Genomic DNA, 15,427 nt, shown 5'->3' on the forward strand with positions numbered 1-15,427 from the left:
GAGAGGAACCGAACCAATGAACGCACCCCGTCGCAGCCTGCTGTTCGGCGCTTCCGCGCTGCCGCTCTTCGCCATCCGCGCCGCGCAAGCGCAGTCGGCGGTGAACGTCACCATCGCCTCCTCCCACCCGGTCGCGAACTACTGGGTGTCGAACATGAAGAACGTGTTCCAGCCGGAGGTCGACAAGCACCTGCGCGACAACGGCAACACCCACCGCATCAACTGGCGCGAGGCCTATGGCGGGACGCTGTATCGCTTCCAGGACACGATGGAGGCGGTGCGCGACAACATCACCGACATCGGCTACGTCGGCACGCTCTGGGAAGGCAGCACCATGCCGCTCCAGAACGTCACCTACTTCACGCCCTTCGCGACCGGCGACCACGGCGTGGTAGCGAACGCCTTCGAGCGGCTGAACGAGACGGTCCCCGCGATCCGCCAGAACTGGGAGGGGCTGAACATGATCCCGCTCTCCTCCTACATCACCGACACCTACCACATCTGGTCGAACTTCCCGGTCCGCACGCTGGACGACCTGCGCAACCGCAAGATCTCGGCGCCGGGCACGAGTGCCAACTGGCTGACGGGCACGGGTGCCACGCCGGTCGACGGCGCGCTGACCACCTACTACACCGACATCCAGACCGGCGTGTCGGAAGGCGCGCTGTCCTTCTTCGTCGGCATCTTGCCGACCCGCGTCTACGAGGTCGCGAAGTACATCACGAAGTGCGACGTCGGCGCGATGTATGTCGGCGGCATCGCGGTGAACCGCCAGCGCTTCGGCCGCTACCCCGAACCGGTGCGCGCCGCGCTCGTCGCCGCGGGCAAGATCTCCACCCAGAAGCACATCGAGGACGTCTCCGCCCGCGTCGCGGCGAGCGAGGCCGAGATGGTGCAGAAGGGCGCGATCGTCACAACCCTGCCGGCGGCCGAGCGCGAGCGCTGGATCCGCGGCCTGCCGAACATCGCCCGCACCTGGGTCGACAGCTCGGGCCCGGCCTCGCGCGATGTGCTGACGGCCTATTTCGCGGCGATCCGCGCCGCCGGCCAGACGCCGGGGCGCAACTGGGACCGCGAAGTCACCGCCTGACCCGCCGAAAGGGACGCCGCCATGGCTGACGACATCGACATGGCGGCGCTCGACGCCGCGCAGGCGCCGCAACCCTTCGACCCGGTGCGGATGGTGCTGGACGGGCTCGCCGCCATCGGCACCATCTGGACCTTCGGGCTGATGCTGCTGATCTGCGCGGACGTGATCGGGCGCTCCTTCCTCAACGCCCCGATCACCGGCGTGGCGGAGATCGCCGCGCATTCGGTGGTGGCGATTGTCTTCCTGCAGATCGGCGCGACGATCCACCATCGCCGCATGACGCGCGCGGACTTCCTGATCGCGCGCATCGCCACGCACATGCCGGGCCTTGGCCGCGTTATCGAGATGCTGTTCCATCTGGCCGGCGCGGCGGTCATGGCCTTCATCGCGCAATCCTCCTGGCCGGGGCTTGAGACGGCGCTCGCGCGCGGCGAGTTCTTCGGCGTGCAGGGGCTGTTCACCGTGCCGACATGGCCGTTCCGCGCCCTCATCATCCTCGGCAGCGCGGCGGGGGCCATCGCCTACCTCGCGCTGTTCGTGCACGACATGCGCCGCCCCGGCGCGGCGAAGGGCTGAGGCCATGGAAGACGTGACTCTCGGCTTCACGCTGATCGGCGTGATGGTGGCGCTGATCATCATGGGCCTGCCGATCGGCATCACCTTGATCTCGACCGGCGCGGTCGGCGTCTGGCTGATCCGGGAGAACCCCGACCTCGCCTTCCGCTTCACCGCGATGGCGACCTATTCGGGCATCCAGGACTACCTGTTCGCGACCATCCCGCTGTTCGTGCTGATGGGCCTGCTCGTCAGCATATCGAATGTCGGGCGGGACACCTTCGAGGTCGCGCAGGCGCTGCTGCACCGCGTGCGCGGCGGCCTCGGCATGGCGACGGTCGGTGCCAACGCCGTCTTCGCCGCGGTCACCGGCGTGTCGATCGCCTCCGCCGCGGTCTTCACCAAGGTCGCGGTGCCGGAAATGGTGCGTCACGGCTACACGATGCGCTTCGCGACCGGCACCGTGGCGGGGTCCTCGATCCTGGGAATGCTGATCCCGCCCTCGCTGCTGATGATCGTCTATGGCGTGCTGGCCGAGGTCTCGATCGGCGCGATGTTCATCGCGGGCGTTATCCCGGGCATCATCATCGCCTTCGGCTTCGCGGCGATGATCTGGGGCTACGCCACCTTCTTCCCGCACCGGATCATGGCGGCGGACGCGCCCGTCGCGGTGACGGAACGCGTCATGCCGGCGTCCGAGATGGCGGCCAAGTCGGTGCCGATCATGGCGCTGGTCGCGCTCATCCTCGGCGGGCTCTACACCGGCTTCTTCACGCCGACCGAGGCGGGCGCGGTCGGTGCGGCGGGCGCGCTCGTCATCGCGCTGGCGCGCCGGCAACTCAGCCTGGGGCAGTTCTGGCGCGTGCTGAAGGAAACGGGGCTGGTTTCCGCGGCCATCCTGTTCCTGCTGATCGCCGCCGGCCTGTATTCGCGCATGCTCGCCATGGCCGGCGTGCCGCAGGCGATCGGCGACATGGTCGAGCATCTCGGCCTCGGCCCGTACGGTTTCCTCGCGGCCTTCGTCGTCATCATCCTGCTGATGGGGATGATCCTCGATTCCACCTCGATCCTGCTCATCATGGTGCCGATCGGCGTGCCGATCGCGCAGGCGATGGGCTTCGACCTGATCCATTTCGGCATCGTGGTCATCATCGCGGTGGAAATGGGGCTGCTGACGCCGCCCTTCGGCATCTCCGTCTTCACCGTGAAGGCGACGCTCGCGGACCCGCGCGTGTCGATCGAGACGGTCTTCGCCGGCGCGCTGCCCTTCGTGGTCGTGATGGGGATCGCCCTGCTGCTCATCGCCATGGTACCGGACCTCGCGACCGCCCTGGTCCGGTAGGGGGCTTCGCAGCTGGGCATTGCCGGGCCTATCGTCGCGGCCACCGATGCCGCGACGGGATGGGATGCGCGCCGACCGAACGACGAAGCTGCTGCTGATCGTGCTCGTGGCGATGTTCGTCCAGCAGGCCTTCGCGACGCTGGGGCGGTCGCTGCCGCCGATCATCGCGCCGGCCATCCTCGACGACCTGGCGCTCGATCCCGCCTGGCTCGGCGTCTATGTCGGCGCGGCGGCCTTGTCGGCGCTGCTGTTCCAACTCGGCTGCGGGTCCTTCATCCTGCGCTACGGCGCGATGCGCATGAGCCAGGTCGCGCTGGTGCTGCTCGGTGTCGGGCTGGCGGTGGCGACCACAGGGCCGCTGCTGCTGTTCCTGGTGTCGGCCGTGATCGGCGGCGGGGCCGCGGCGATGTCCACGCCGGCGAGCTCTCACCTGCTCGGTCGCTATTCCCCGCCCCGCCAGGCGCCGCTCGTCTTTTCCATCAAGCAGACGGCGGTGCCGGCGGGCCTGCTGGTGGCGGGCATCCTGGGGCCGTGGCTGACCGGCCTGACGGGATGGCGCGGGGCGCTGCTGATCGCGGCCGCCGGCTGCATCGTCTTCGCCGTCATGCTGGAACCGCTGCGCGCGGAGTTCGACGCGGACCGCGTGCCGGGCCAGGCCTTCCACCTGTCGGATTTCCACACCACCGTCGCCGCGGTGCTGCAGGCCGCGCCGCTGCGCCGGCTCGCCTTCGCCTGCTTCGCCTTCAACGGGCTGCAGACGGTCTTCACCTCCTATTTCGTGGTGGCGCTGACGGAACTCGGCCACGGGCTCGCGGCCGCGGGGCTGGTCTTCTCGGTCGCCATGGTCATCGCCGTGCCGGGGCGCATCTTCTGGGGCTGGCTGGGCAGCGGGCGGGTGGATCCCGGGCTTGTCATGTCCTGGCTCGCGCTCGGCATGGCCGGGGGCAGCGCGGCGATGGGGCTGCTCGGTGAATCCTGGTCGCTGGTGCTGATCGGCGTGGTGGCGACGGTGCTGAGCGCGACGGCGATGTCCTGGCACGGGGTGCTGCTGTCGGAAGCGGCACGGTTGGCGCCGAAGGGCAGGGCGGGCTCGGCGACGGGCGGCGTGCTGTCCTTCGGCCAATTGGGCGGGCTGCTGCTGCCGCTCTGCTACGCCGGCGTGCTGGTGGCGACCGGCCGGCATGGCTGGGGCTTCGCCGCCTGCGGCCTGCCGGCGCTGGTGGTGGGGATCGTGCTGCTGCGCGCCGCGCCGCGCGGCGAACCAGGGGAGGAGGAAAATCGATGACCGACGGCTTCGCGCTCGGCGACGTTACCATCCAACGGATCGTGGAACAGGAGGCGCCGCTCTTCGACCCGCTCACCTTCTTCCCGACGCTGACGAAGGAATTGCTGGAGGAGAACCGCGACTGGCTCGCGCCCTCGGCGCTCGACCTCGCCACGGGCAAGTTGGTGCTCGCCATCCAGTCCTGGGTGGTGCGGACGCGCCACCACACCATCCTGGTCGATACCTGCGTCGGCAACGACAAGGACCGGCCCGCGCATCCCTTCTGGAACCGGCTGCGGGGCGAATCCTACATGCGCGGGCTCGGGGCACTCGGCCTGCGGGTGGAGGACATCGACATCGTCATGTGCACCCACATGCATGTCGACCATGTCGGCTGGAACACGCGGCTCGAGAACGGCCGCTGGGTGCCGACCTTCCCCAAGGCGCGCTACGTCTTCTCGGCGCAGGAATTCGCCCATTGGAACGCCGAGAACGCGAAGGCCCCGGTGCCGCCCTTCGCCGATTCCGTCCTGCCGGTGGTCGAGGCCGGGCGCGCCGAGATGGTCGCCGACGATCACGCGATCGCGGACGACATCCGCCTGGAGCCCACGCCCGGCCACACCCCGCACCATGTCGCGCTGCGCGTGGGCCGTGGCGATGCGGAAGCCCTTTTCACCGGCGACCTGATCCATTCGCCGCTGCAGGCGCGCTACCCGGAATTGTCCATGCGTGCCGACTTCGACCCCGTCCAGGCCGCGGCGACGCGCCGGCGCGTGCTGGAATGCGCCTGCGAGGCGCGGACGCTGCTCTGCTTCGCGCATTTCCCTTCGCCCTCGCGCGCGCGCCTTTCGCGCTGGGGCAGCGGCTTCCGCGCCGATGCGGTCGGCTGAACAACGACGTCCAGGACAAGGAAGACCCGACGTGGAGCATGTGACCGTCACCGATGAGGGCCCGATCCGCATCGTCGCGCTGAACAACCCGGCCAAGGGCAACGCCATCAGCAAGCCGATGGCCGAGGCGGTGCAGGCGGCGATGAAGGAATTCGAGGGCCGCGACGACCTCCGCGTCGCGATCCTGACGGCCACCGGCACGCGCGCCTTCACCTTCGGCGCCGATGTCGCCGACCCGCCGGAACTCTGGCGCGCCGTGCCGACCGTGGGCTTCCGGCCGCTCAAGCCCGTCATCTGCGCGGTCGAAGGCTGGTGCGTCGGCGGCGGGATCGTGCTCGCCATGATGTGCGACCTGATGGTCTGCGGCGCCACGGCGAAGTTCTACTATCCGGAGGCGAAGCTCGGCCTGACCGGCGGGATGATCTCGGGCCTCGTCAGCCGCATCCCGCACAAGGTGGCGATGGAGATCATGCTGTTGTGCCGCACCATCGACGCCGCGCGCGCCGAACGCGTCGGGCTGGTGAACGAGGTGGTGCCCGAAGGGGAGGCCTTGGCGAAGGCGAAGGAGTGGGCGCTGGAACTTTCCGGCATGGCGCCGCTCGTGCTGCACGAGATCAAGCGCATGGTGACGGAGGAGATCCTCCCGCGCGGCCCGTCGGAGCAGATGGCGATCCACATGCAGCGCATGGGCGCGATCCGGGCGTCGTCCGACTTCGCCGAGGGCAAGGCCGCCTTCCGCGAGAAGCGCCCGCCGCGCTTCGAGGGGCGCTGAGCCGTGCCCGGGCCGCTTGCCGGGCTGCGCGTGATCGAACTCGCCGGCATCGGCCCGGGCCCCTTCTGCTGCATGATGCTGGCCGACCAGGGTGCGGAGGTGCTGCGCATCGACCGCCCCGAAGGCCCGGCGGGCGGGCATTCGGCGGACGTGCTCGGACGTGGGCGGCGAAGCCTGGCGCTGGACCTGAAGTCGCCCGCCGCGGTCGCGGCCGTGCTGCGCCTGGTCGAGCGCGCCGACGTGCTGGTGGAAGGCTTCCGCCCCGGCGTCACGGAACGGCTCGGCCTGGGGCCGGAGGCCTGCCACGCGCGCAATCCGCGACTGGTCTACGGCCGCATGACGGGGTGGGGGCAGGACGGGCCGCTCGCGCCGGCGGCGGGGCACGACATCACCTACATCGCGCTGACCGGCGCGCTCTGGTCGATGGGGCGCGCGGGGCAGCGGCCGGTGCCGCCGCTGAACCTGGTGGGGGATTTCGGTGGCGGCGGCATGCTGCTCGCCTTCGGCATCATGGCCGCGCTGCATGAGGCCTCCCGCAGCGGCCGCGGCCAGGTGGTCGACGCGGCCATGACGGACGGGTCGGCCACGCTGATGGGCGCATTCTTCGGGCAAGTCGCGCAAGGGCGCTGGCGCAATGCGCGGGAGGCGAACCTGCTCGACGGCGCCTGCCCCTACTACGACACCTATGAATGCGCGGACGGGAAGTATGTCGCGGTCGGCGCGCTGGAACCGCAGTTCTTCGCCCTGCTGCTGAAGGGCCTCGGCCTCGATCCGTCGCGCTTCGCGGACCGCACGGACCCGGCGCGCTGGCCGGCGATGAAGGCGGGGTTCGCCGCGATCTTCGCCTCCCAGCCGCGCGACCACTGGGCCGCGGTGTTCGAGGGCACGGATGCCTGCGTGGCGCCGGTGCTCGACCTCGAGGAAGCGCCGCGCCACCCGCACAACGCCGCGCGCGGCACCTTCTTCGACCGCGGCGGGATGCAGCCGGCGCCGAGTCCGCGCTTCTCCCGCACGCCCGCGGCCGAACCCGCCCCTGCGCCCAGGCGCGGCGCAGATGGCGCGGCGGCGCTGGCCGACTGGGGTTTCGCGCCCGACGAGATCGCCGCACTGCTGGAACCGGGGGGCGCCGCGGTCTAGGCTCGACGCAACAAAGTCGAGGAACCGCCCTATGGACACGAACGCCCCCCTGCCGGGTGCCGCGCGCACGGTCTTAACCGCCGAGCACGAGATCTTCCGCACCCAGGTCCGGCGCTTCTTCGACCGCGAGATCGTCCCCTTCCACCGCGACTGGGAACGCGCCGGCATCGTGCCGCGGGAACTTTGGCGCAAGGCGGGCGCGGAAGGCCTGCTCTGCCCGATGATGGCCGAGGAATGGGGCGGCGCCGGTGCCGATTTCGGCTACTCCGCCGTCATCACCGAGGAGATCGGCCGGGCGAACGCGACCGGCGTCGGCTTCCCGCTGCATTCCGACATCGTCGTGCCCTACATCGAGGAATTCGCGACCCCGGCCCGCAAGCGCGAATGGCTGCCGCGGATGGCGGCGGGTGAGATCATCACCGCCATCGCCATGACGGAACCCGGCATGGGGTCCGACCTCAAGGCGGTGAAGACCCATGCGCGCCGCGACGGGTCGGACTGGATCATCAACGGCGCCAAGACCTTCATCAGCAACGGCCAGAATTGCGGGCTGGTGATCGTGGTCTGCAAGACCGATCCTGGCGCGGGGCGGAAGGGCATCAGCCTGATCTGCGTCGAGGAAGGCACCAAGGGCTTCGTGAAGGGCCGCAACCTCGAGAAGATCGGCCTGCACGCGGCCGACACCTCGGAGTTGTTCTTCGAGGATGTGCGCGTGCCGGCGGAGAACCTGCTGGGCGAGGAGAATGCGGGCTTCTCCTACCTGATCCGCAACCTTCCCCAGGAACGGCTCGTCATCGCCATCCGCGCCGCGGCGTCGATGGAAGCGATGCTGCAGAAGACGATCGAATACGCGAAGGACCGCCGCGCCTTCGGGCAGACGGTGTTCGACTTCCAGCACAACCGCTTCAAGCTCGCGGAGCTGAAGGCGCAGGCGACCATGTTCCGCGTCTTCGTCGACCATTGCCTGGCCAGCCACATGCAGGGCGGGTTGTCGATCGAGACCGCGGCGATGGCCAAGCTGCTCGGGACCGAGATGCAGAACCGGCTGCTCGACGACTGCCTGCAGATGCATGGCGGCAACGGCTACATGGCCGACTACGAGATCGGCCGCGCCTGGGCCGATGCGCGCGTCGGGCGCATCTATGGCGGCAGTTCCGAGATCATGAAGGAAATCATCGCGCGCGCGCTCTGAACCGCGCCGAAGGTCAACCGGGAGGACACACATGAACAGGATCACCCGCCGCGCCACGCTCGGCGCAGCCCTCGCCGTGCCGATGGTGCGCGGCGCCGCGGCGCAGGAGCGCTTTCCGAACCGGCCTATCACCCTCCTCGTGCCCTTCCCCGCGGGCGGGGCGACGGATGTGCAGATGCGCGCGCTGGCGGAGGCGGCGACGCGCCATTTCGGCCAGCCCGTGCTGGTCGAGAACCGCCCCGGCGCCGGCAGCACGCTGGGTGCCGCGGCGGTCGCGCGCGCGCGGCCCGATGGCTACCTGGTGGCGCAGATGACGCTGCCGGCGCTGCGCCTGCCGCACATGCAGCGCATGCCCTACGACGTGACGAGGGACTTCACCCCGATCATCCACCTGACGGGCTACCTGTTCGCCGTCATCGTCCGCGCCGACGGCCCCTACCAGACCTGGCAGGACCTGATCGCGGATGCGCGGCGCAGGCCGGGCCAGGTGCGGCTCGGCAACACGGGCGCGAACGGCACGCCGCACCTGACGCTGGTCGACCTTGCCGAGCGCGAGCGCATGGACATCGTCCATGTCCCCTTCCGTGGGGAGGGCGACATGGTGCCCGCGCTGCTCGGCGGCCATATCGAGGGCGGCGCGGGTGGGTCTGGCGTCGGCCAGCTGGTCGACGAAGGCCGGCTGCGGATGCTGAACGTCTGGTCGCGCGAGCGTTCGCCGCGCTGGCCGACCGTGCCGACGCTGATCGAGCTGGGCTACCAGGGGATGGCGGTGACCTCGCCCTATGGGCTGGTCGCGCCGGCCGGGCTCGACCCGGCGATCCGCCGCGCGCTGCATGACGGCTTCAGGGCGGCGCTGCACGACCCCGCGCATATCGCGACGCTGCGGCGGCTCGACCAGCCGCTCGAATACCTCGACAGCGAGGCCTATGCGCGGAACATGCTCGAGGTCTACGAGCAGGAACGCCAGCGCGTCGAACGCCTCGGCCTCAGGACGGGCTGAGGTAGCGCTCCTTCAGGATGCGCCGCAGGAGTTTGCCCGCCTCGCTGCGCGGCAACTCCTCGGCGAATTCGTAAGAGCGGGGGCGCTTGGGGCCGGCGAGATGCTCGCGCGCCAGCGCCTCCAGCCCCGCGCGCAGCGCCGCTTGGTCGGCGCGCGGGTCGCGCGGGACGATCACGGCGTGCACCTGCTCCCCGAATTCCTCGTGCGGTATGCCGACCACGGCGACCTCGGCGATGTCGGGATGGCGCGCGAGCGCGGCCTCCACCTCCGCCGGGTAGATGTTGACGCCGCCCGACAGGATCAGGTCGGCGCGACGGTCCGACAGGAACAGCCAGCCATCCTCGTCCACGCGGCCGAGGTCGCCCAGCGTCGCCCAGCCATGGCGGTTGTAGGCGGCCTCGGTCTTGTCCGGCGCCTTGTGGTAGGCGAAGCGCGGCGCGCCTTCGAAGCAGATGCGGCCGACCTCGCCCGGCGGCAGTTCGTTGCCGTCATCGTCGCAGATGTGCAGCTTCACGCCGTTCACCGGCCGCCCGACCGTGCCCGGGCGCGCCAGCCAGTCCTGCGGGGAGACGACGCAGGTGCCCACGCTTTCCGACCCCGCATAGTATTCCCAGACGATCGGACCCCACCATTCGATCATCCGCCGCTTGACCGCGACGGGGCAGGGGGCCGCGGCGTGGATGGCGCAGCGATGCGAGGAAAGGTCGAAACGCGCGCGATGGTCCTCGGGCAGCGCGAGCAGGCGCACGAACATGGTCGGCACCCATTGGCTGTGCGTGACGCGGTAGCGCTCGATCAACTCCAGCGCGCGCAGCGGATCGAACTTCGCCATCACCACGACCGTGCCGCCTTCCATCAGCGCGCGCCGCGTATAGCCATGCGGCGCCGCGTGATAGAGCGGCGCGGGGGAGAGGTAGGTGACGCTCTCGTCGAAGCCGTAGAGCGTCTTCCAAGTCATGTCCCATTCCGGCGCCTCGCGCTGTTCCCAGGGCAGCATGGGCCGCTTGATGCCCTTGGGCAGGCCGGTGGTGCCGGAGGAATAGAGGAACTCCCGCCCCACGGGGCGCGGCGGCAATTCGGCCGGCGCGGGGAAGGCGGCGAGCCCATCCTCCAGCCGCGCATAGCCCGGCAGCCCTTCGCCCGCGGCGAAGCGCGGCACATCCCCGAAGGCCCCTTCGCGCAGCAGCGTCGCCGCGAGGTCGGCGAGCCCGGGCGAGACGATGACGAGCCGCGCCGCCGCGTCGCCCAGCATGTAGGCCACTTCCTGCGGCCGCAGATGCACCGACAGCGGCGTGTAGTAGAGCCCCGCCCGCCGGCAGGCGAAGGCGATCTCGAAGAACTCCGGCCGGTTGTCCATCAGCAGCGCGATGCCGTCGCCAGGGGCGAGGCCCTGCGCCACCAGCCACTGCGCCATGCGGTTGGCGCGCGCATCGAGCGCCGCGTAGGTCACCTCGATGCCGAGGTCCGGGAAATGCGCCGCGACCTTGCCGGGCTGTTCCCGCGCCCAGCGCGCGAGCCGGTCCATCCGCTTCCTCCCCTGTGCTTGGCGCAAGCCTGCTGTGGCGCTCCCGCCGCGTCAACGCGCCTTGCGGGCGGCGGGCGGGCGCGCTGCAATGGCGCCATGGCCGAACCCGCCCCCGCCCGACCCGCCTCCACCGTGCTGCTGCTGCGCGACGGCGCGGCGGGCATGGAAGTCTTCATGGTGGTGCGGCACCACCAGATCGACTTCGCCTCCGGCGCGCTGGTCTTTCCCGGCGGCCGCGTGGAGCCCGCCGATGCGGTGATCGCCGGCGGCGACGACCAGGCGGCCTTCCGCGTCGCCGCCGTGCGCGAGACCTGGGAGGAATGCGGCGTGCTGCTCGCCCGCCCCGGCGCGCCGCCGCCGGCCGAAGGCGAATTCGCCGCCATGCTCGCCGCGCGCGCGCTTGTGCCGGATATCGAGGCGATGGCGCATTTCGCCCATTGGATCACGCCCATCCCCGTGCCGAAGCGCTTCGACACGCATTTCTTCCTCGCCGCCGCGCCGGCCGACCAGGACGCGCTGCATGACGGGCATGAAGCGGTGGACAGCGTCTGGATCCGGCCGCGCGACGCGCTCGCCGCGGCCGAGGATGGCAGCCGCAAGATCGTCTTCCCGACGCGGATGAACCTGCTGAAGCTGGCCCGCCACGACAGCGTGGCGGATGCCTTCGCCGCCGCGCGCGCCACGCCCGTGGTGACCGTGATGCCGGAGATGCGCATGGCGCCCGAAGGCCGCATCCTGCGCATCCCCGCCGCCGCCGGCTATGGCGGGGAGGAATTCCTGGCGGGCGATCCGCCGTCGATGTGATGAGGACCGCCCCATGACCGCACCGCGCCGCCTGCGCTTCGGCATCTTCCTCGCCCCCTTCCACCGCGTGGGGGACAATCCGACGCTCGCGATCGAGCGCGACATGAAGCTGATCGAGTGGCTCGACGAGCTCGGCTACGACGAGGCCTGGATCGGCGAGCACCATTCCGCGGGGTGGGAGACGATCGCGAGCCCGGAGATCATCATCGGCGCCGTCGCGGAACGCACGAAGCACATCCGCCTCGGCTCCGGCGTGACGAGCCTGCCCTACCACCACCCACTGCTGGTCGCGCAGCGCTTCGTGCAGCTGGACCACATGACGCGCGGGCGCGTCATGCTGGGCTGCGGGCCCGGCGCGCTCGTCTCCGACGCCTACATGATGGGCATCGACGCGGCGCATCAGCGCCGCCGGATGGATGAGGCGCTGACCGCCATCACCCGTCTGCTGGCCTGCGAGGAGCCGGTCACGATGGAGACGGACTGGTTCACGCTGCGCGAGGCGCGGCTGCACCTCGCCCCCTATTCGGACCCCTGCTTCCCGATCTCCGTCGCGTCCTCCACCACGCCATCGGGCGCGCTGGCGGCGGCCAAGCACGGGCTCGGGCTGCTCTCGCTCGGCGCCGGGCTGCCGGGCGGGCCGAAGTCGCTCGCCGAGCAGTGGCGCATGGCGGAAGCGGAAGCCGCGAAGCATGGCAAGCGGATGGACCGGCGCAACTGGCGGCTCGTGGTCAACCTGCATTGCGCGGTGGATGACGAGACCGCGCTGCGCGACGTCCGGCACGGGGAGACGCTGGAGACGCTGACCTATTTCAGCGAGACGCTCGGCCGCCCGCCGATGCGCTCGGAGGATCCGCTGCGCGACGGTCTCGCGCAGGGCTCGACGCTGGTCGGTTCGCCCGAGACGGTCGCGGCGGGGATCGAGCGGCTGCTCGCCTACACCGAAGGCGGGACGGGCGGCATCCTGTTCCGCGCGCATGAATGGGCGGACCGGGAAGCGACCTGGCGGTCCTTCGAATTGTTCGCCCGCTGGGTCATGCCGCGCTTCCAGGGTTCGCTCGCCATGCCGGCGGCGTCGCGCGAATGGGTCAGCGCGAACCGGGAGAGCATCTTCGCGCCCAACATGGCGGCGCTGAAGCAGGCCTTCCGCGATGCGGGGCAGGAGGCGCCGGAATTCTCGCGCCTCAAGCTCCACACCGGGAAGGTCGAGGTGCCATCTAGTTCAGGCGGAGATTGAGGCGGCGGATCACCGCCCCTTCCTCCTCGATCGTGCGCTGGACGGCGGAACGGTAGTCGTCGCTGTTCATGTAGACGACCGGCATGTCGAAGCGTTCCAGCACGGCGAGATGCGCCGGGTCGTGCAGCGCGGCCTTGAAGGCGTCGTGCAGCACGCGGACGATCCCCGGGTCGATCCCCTTCGGGCCGGCGAGGCCGTAGGGGGAGGCCGAGACGATGTCGATGCCCGTCTCCCGCAGCGTCGGCACGTTGGGGTAGCGCTTCGCCCGTTCGGCGCCCCAGGTGACCAGCAGCCGGAACTGCCCGCCATCGACCAGCGGCGCCCATGACGTGCTGTCCGCCATCGCCTGGGTCTGGCCCGAGAGCAGCGACTGCGCGTTGTCCGCGCCGCCGCGGAAGGGCACATGCAGGAACTCGATGCCGCGCTCGGCGCCGATGCGTTCCATGGTGATGTGCAGCGTGCTGCCGATGCCCGGCGAGCCGTAGGCGACCTTGCCCGGGTTCGCCTTCGCGTAGTCGAGGAATTGCTGCCAGGTCTGCCAGGGGCTGTCCGCCTTCACCACCACGCCGAACAGGTAGCCTGTCAGGTGGATGATGTAGGTGAAGTCGCGCATCGGATCCCAGGTCGGGCGGCTCGACATCATCGGGTAGCGGAAGGCGGTCACCGGCAACTGGCCGACGAGGTAGCCGTCGCCGCGCTGTTCCGCCGCCATCATCTGCGCTGCCATGGTGCCGGCCGCGCCGCCGCGATTCTCGATGATGACCGGCTGACCCAGATGGCGCGTCGCGACCTCGGCCAGCGCGCGCAGCTGCCCGTCGGTCGAACCGCCGGGCGGCCAGGGCACGATCAGGCGGATGGAACGGGTCGGGAAGCCCGACTGCGCCACGGCGGGGGCTGCGAGCAGCGCGCCGGCGGCGCCGAGCAATGTGCGGCGGTTCATCATGCGTCGTCGTCCTCCCGTATCGGGTCCTTCTGGCGGCCCCGCGCGGCGTCGCGCGGGGCCGGAGGGCGGCTCAGGGCCGTTCGTTCGACAGCACCACGGTGCCGGAGGCGGAGAACATCCCCCCCACCCCGTGGCAGACGCTGACCTTCACGTCCGGCACCTGCGCGGGGGCGATGCCGCGCACCTGGCGGACGCTCTCCTGCAGGGCGAACATGCCGTACATGCCGGTGTGGGTGTAGGACAGCCCGCCGCCATTGGTGTTGAGCGGCAGCTTGCCGCCCGGGCGCGTGTTGCCTTCCCAGATGAAGTCCTTCGCCTCGCCCCGCCCGACGAAGCCGAGATCCTCGAGCCCATAGAGCGGCAGATGCGCGAAGGCGTCGTAGATCATCAGGTGGTCCACGTCCGCATGCTTGATGCCCGACATGCGGAAGGCCTCGGGCCCCGCGACGCGGAAGGCGCGGCTGGAGGTGAAGTCCTCCATCTGGCTGACCATCGTCGTCTCGGCGGATTCGCCGCTGCCCAGGATGTAGGCCGGCTTCTGCGGGAAATCCTTCGCCCGGTCGGCGGAGGTGAGGATCAGCGCGCCGCCGCCATCCGTCACCAGGCAGCATTGCAGCAGCCGGAACGGATAGGCGATCATCTTGCTGTTCAGCACGTCGTCGATCGTGATCGGGTCGCGGAAGGCCGCGCGCGGGTTCTTCCCCGCCCATTCGCGCTGCACGACCGCGACCTGGGCCAGCTGCTCATGCGTGACGCCGTAGGTCTTCATGTAGCGCAGCACGGGAATGGGAAACAGCGTCGGCGGGCCCATCGGGCCGAAGGGCGCCTCGAACTGGCCCTGCAGGCTCTGTGGCTCGGGCGGGCGCGGCGTGGCGTTGATGCGCGACTTGCCGCTTTCGCCATGCGTGATCAGCACGGTCTTGCAGTAGCCCGCATGGATGGCGGCCGCGGCATGGCGGACATGCAGCATGAAGGAACAGCCGCCCACGCCCGTGCCGTCCACCCATTTCGGCGTGATGCCGAGGTAGTGCACCAGCTGCTGCGGCATCATCGGCCCGACGCAGGCGAAGCCGTCGATGTCGGAGGGCTTGAGCCCCGCATCCGCCATCGCGTTCAGCGCTGCGTCGGCATGCAGCATGATCTGCGACATCTCGGGCACGGCGCCGATGCGCGTGCTCTCGGCCGCGCCGACGATAGCGATCTCGCCTGGCTTGATCGTCATGGTCTCAACCCTCCTTCGCGGGGCGGAACAGGGGGAGGGTGACGGCATCGTCCATCGGCACGAAGGCGACCTCGAGCTTCATGTCGAGCTGCAGCGCCTCGGGCGTCTGCGGGCAGTCGATGATGTTGGTCATCATGCGCGGCCCTTCCTCCAGCTCCACCACGGCGATCGCGTAGGGCGGCTTGAAGCCGGGCACGGGGCGATGGTGGATGACGTAGGAATGCAGCGTCGCGCGGCCGGACGCCTCGAACACGCTGACGTTGCGCGTGCCGGTGTAGGGGCTGAAGGGGCGCGGGGGGAAATAGGCCTTCCCCGTATCGCCGCAGCGCTGCAGCAGCAGCTTGCCGTCCTTCGTGCCGTCCCAGAAATGCTTGGTCTCGGGCGTGGGCTCGGGCCGCGGGCGGCCTGGTTCCAGGGTCATCTCTGCGCTTCCTCCTTCCTCTCTTGCCGGCATCGT

Annotated in this window: 15 protein-coding genes; 11 read left to right on the top strand and 4 right to left on the bottom strand. The window is 70.3% G+C overall.

Annotated elements, in window-relative coordinates:
• The first annotated feature begins 16 nt into the window (after window positions 1-16).
• The 9 genes from J5Y09_RS08510 to J5Y09_RS08550 all read left to right on the top strand — a co-directional run bounded on the left by J5Y09_RS08510 (window position 17) and on the right by J5Y09_RS08550 (window position 9,242).
• Complete coding sequence (locus J5Y09_RS08510) at window positions 17-1,090, top strand: C4-dicarboxylate TRAP transporter substrate-binding protein (RefSeq protein ID WP_209351317.1); 1,074 nt, start codon at window positions 17-19, stop codon at window positions 1,088-1,090.
• Window positions 1,091-1,111: 21 nt separating this feature from the next.
• Window positions 1,112-1,666, top strand: coding sequence for a TRAP transporter small permease subunit (locus tag J5Y09_RS08515; RefSeq protein WP_209351318.1), 555 nt, complete (start codon window positions 1,112-1,114; stop codon window positions 1,664-1,666).
• 4 nt (window positions 1,667-1,670) lie between these two features.
• Window positions 1,671-2,987, top strand: coding sequence for a TRAP transporter large permease (locus J5Y09_RS08520; protein ID WP_209351319.1), 1,317 nt, complete (start codon window positions 1,671-1,673; stop codon window positions 2,985-2,987).
• A gap of 64 nt (window positions 2,988-3,051) precedes the next feature.
• Window positions 3,052-4,272 carry an MFS transporter gene (locus J5Y09_RS08525; protein WP_209351320.1) on the top strand — a complete coding sequence of 407 codons (1,221 nt, stop codon included), beginning with the start codon at window positions 3,052-3,054 and terminating at the stop codon, window positions 4,270-4,272.
• Window positions 4,269-5,141 (top strand): MBL fold metallo-hydrolase, encoded by an 873-nt coding sequence (locus J5Y09_RS08530; RefSeq protein WP_209351321.1) that lies wholly within the window; start codon window positions 4,269-4,271, stop codon window positions 5,139-5,141. The genes J5Y09_RS08525 and J5Y09_RS08530 overlap by 4 nt, the downstream gene beginning before the upstream one ends.
• Before the next feature lie 31 nt (window positions 5,142-5,172).
• Complete coding sequence (locus J5Y09_RS08535; RefSeq protein ID WP_209351322.1) at window positions 5,173-5,913, top strand: enoyl-CoA hydratase/isomerase family protein; 741 nt, start codon at window positions 5,173-5,175, stop codon at window positions 5,911-5,913.
• A gap of 3 nt (window positions 5,914-5,916) precedes the next feature.
• Entirely contained in the window at window positions 5,917-7,050 is a 1,134-nt protein-coding gene (locus tag J5Y09_RS08540) for a CaiB/BaiF CoA transferase family protein (RefSeq protein WP_209351323.1), read from the top strand.
• A gap of 31 nt (window positions 7,051-7,081) precedes the next feature.
• Window positions 7,082-8,242: an acyl-CoA dehydrogenase family protein gene (locus J5Y09_RS08545; protein ID WP_209351324.1), complete on the top strand. Its 1,161-nt coding sequence runs from the start codon at window positions 7,082-7,084 to the stop codon at window positions 8,240-8,242.
• Between the two features lie 31 nt (window positions 8,243-8,273).
• Window positions 8,274-9,242, top strand: coding sequence for a Bug family tripartite tricarboxylate transporter substrate binding protein (locus tag J5Y09_RS08550; protein ID WP_209351325.1), 969 nt, complete (start codon window positions 8,274-8,276; stop codon window positions 9,240-9,242).
• Here the strand turns inward: J5Y09_RS08550 and J5Y09_RS08555 are convergent.
• Complete coding sequence (locus J5Y09_RS08555) at window positions 9,229-10,767, bottom strand: AMP-binding protein (protein WP_209351326.1); 1,539 nt, start codon at window positions 10,765-10,767, stop codon at window positions 9,229-9,231. The two genes, J5Y09_RS08550 and J5Y09_RS08555, sit on opposite strands and share 14 nt — an antisense overlap.
• 96 nt (window positions 10,768-10,863) lie before the next feature.
• On the opposite strand from J5Y09_RS08555, the gene J5Y09_RS08560 reads away from it, so the two are divergent.
• Both J5Y09_RS08560 and J5Y09_RS08565 read left to right on the top strand, forming a co-directional pair.
• Complete coding sequence (locus tag J5Y09_RS08560; protein WP_209351327.1) at window positions 10,864-11,571, top strand: NUDIX hydrolase; 708 nt, start codon at window positions 10,864-10,866, stop codon at window positions 11,569-11,571.
• Window positions 11,572-11,584: 13 nt separating this feature from the next.
• The gene (locus tag J5Y09_RS08565) at window positions 11,585-12,805 is read left to right on the top strand and encodes an LLM class flavin-dependent oxidoreductase (RefSeq protein WP_209351328.1); all 1,221 of its coding nucleotides are present in this window, start codon (window positions 11,585-11,587) and stop codon (window positions 12,803-12,805) included.
• Here the strand turns inward: J5Y09_RS08565 and J5Y09_RS08570 are convergent.
• The 3 genes from J5Y09_RS08570 to J5Y09_RS08580 all read right to left on the bottom strand — a co-directional run bounded on the left by J5Y09_RS08570 (window position 12,786) and on the right by J5Y09_RS08580 (window position 15,391).
• The gene (locus J5Y09_RS08570) at window positions 12,786-13,748 is read right to left on the bottom strand and encodes a tripartite tricarboxylate transporter substrate binding protein (RefSeq protein WP_209351329.1); all 963 of its coding nucleotides are present in this window, start codon (window positions 13,746-13,748) and stop codon (window positions 12,786-12,788) included. The two genes, J5Y09_RS08565 and J5Y09_RS08570, sit on opposite strands and share 20 nt — an antisense overlap.
• Before the next feature lie 70 nt (window positions 13,749-13,818).
• Window positions 13,819-14,970, bottom strand: a complete 1,152-nt coding sequence (locus J5Y09_RS08575; RefSeq protein WP_209351330.1) for a thiolase C-terminal domain-containing protein — start codon at window positions 14,968-14,970, stop codon at window positions 13,819-13,821.
• A 4-nt stretch (window positions 14,971-14,974) separates the two neighbouring features.
• Window positions 14,975-15,391, bottom strand: a complete 417-nt coding sequence (locus J5Y09_RS08580; RefSeq protein WP_209351331.1) for a Zn-ribbon domain-containing OB-fold protein — start codon at window positions 15,389-15,391, stop codon at window positions 14,975-14,977.
• Window positions 15,392-15,427 lie beyond the last annotated feature (36 nt).

The sequence above is a fragment of the Roseomonas nitratireducens genome, assembly GCF_017813355.1.
Classification (GTDB): Bacteria; Pseudomonadota; Alphaproteobacteria; order Acetobacterales; family Acetobacteraceae; genus Neoroseomonas; species Neoroseomonas nitratireducens.

Coding starts and splice junctions, on each gene's coding strand:
- J5Y09_RS08510 (WP_209351317.1), top strand. CDS start 17: ATGAACGCACCCCGTCGCAGCCTGCTGTTCGGCGCTTCCGCGCTGCCG.
- J5Y09_RS08515 (WP_209351318.1), top strand. CDS start 1,112: ATGGCTGACGACATCGACATGGCGGCGCTCGACGCCGCGCAGGCGCCG.
- J5Y09_RS08520 (WP_209351319.1), top strand. CDS start 1,671: ATGGAAGACGTGACTCTCGGCTTCACGCTGATCGGCGTGATGGTGGCG.
- J5Y09_RS08525 (WP_209351320.1), top strand. CDS start 3,052: ATGCGCGCCGACCGAACGACGAAGCTGCTGCTGATCGTGCTCGTGGCG.
- J5Y09_RS08530 (WP_209351321.1), top strand. CDS start 4,269: ATGACCGACGGCTTCGCGCTCGGCGACGTTACCATCCAACGGATCGTG.
- J5Y09_RS08545 (WP_209351324.1), top strand. CDS start 7,082: ATGGACACGAACGCCCCCCTGCCGGGTGCCGCGCGCACGGTCTTAACC.
- J5Y09_RS08550 (WP_209351325.1), top strand. CDS start 8,274: ATGAACAGGATCACCCGCCGCGCCACGCTCGGCGCAGCCCTCGCCGTG.
- J5Y09_RS08555 (WP_209351326.1), bottom strand. CDS start 10,767: ATGGACCGGCTCGCGCGCTGGGCGCGGGAACAGCCCGGCAAGGTCGCG.
- J5Y09_RS08560 (WP_209351327.1), top strand. CDS start 10,864: ATGGCCGAACCCGCCCCCGCCCGACCCGCCTCCACCGTGCTGCTGCTG.
- J5Y09_RS08565 (WP_209351328.1), top strand. CDS start 11,585: ATGACCGCACCGCGCCGCCTGCGCTTCGGCATCTTCCTCGCCCCCTTC.
- J5Y09_RS08570 (WP_209351329.1), bottom strand. CDS start 13,748: ATGATGAACCGCCGCACATTGCTCGGCGCCGCCGGCGCGCTGCTCGCA.
- J5Y09_RS08575 (WP_209351330.1), bottom strand. CDS start 14,970: ATGACGATCAAGCCAGGCGAGATCGCTATCGTCGGCGCGGCCGAGAGC.
- J5Y09_RS08580 (WP_209351331.1), bottom strand. CDS start 15,391: ATGACCCTGGAACCAGGCCGCCCGCGGCCCGAGCCCACGCCCGAGACC.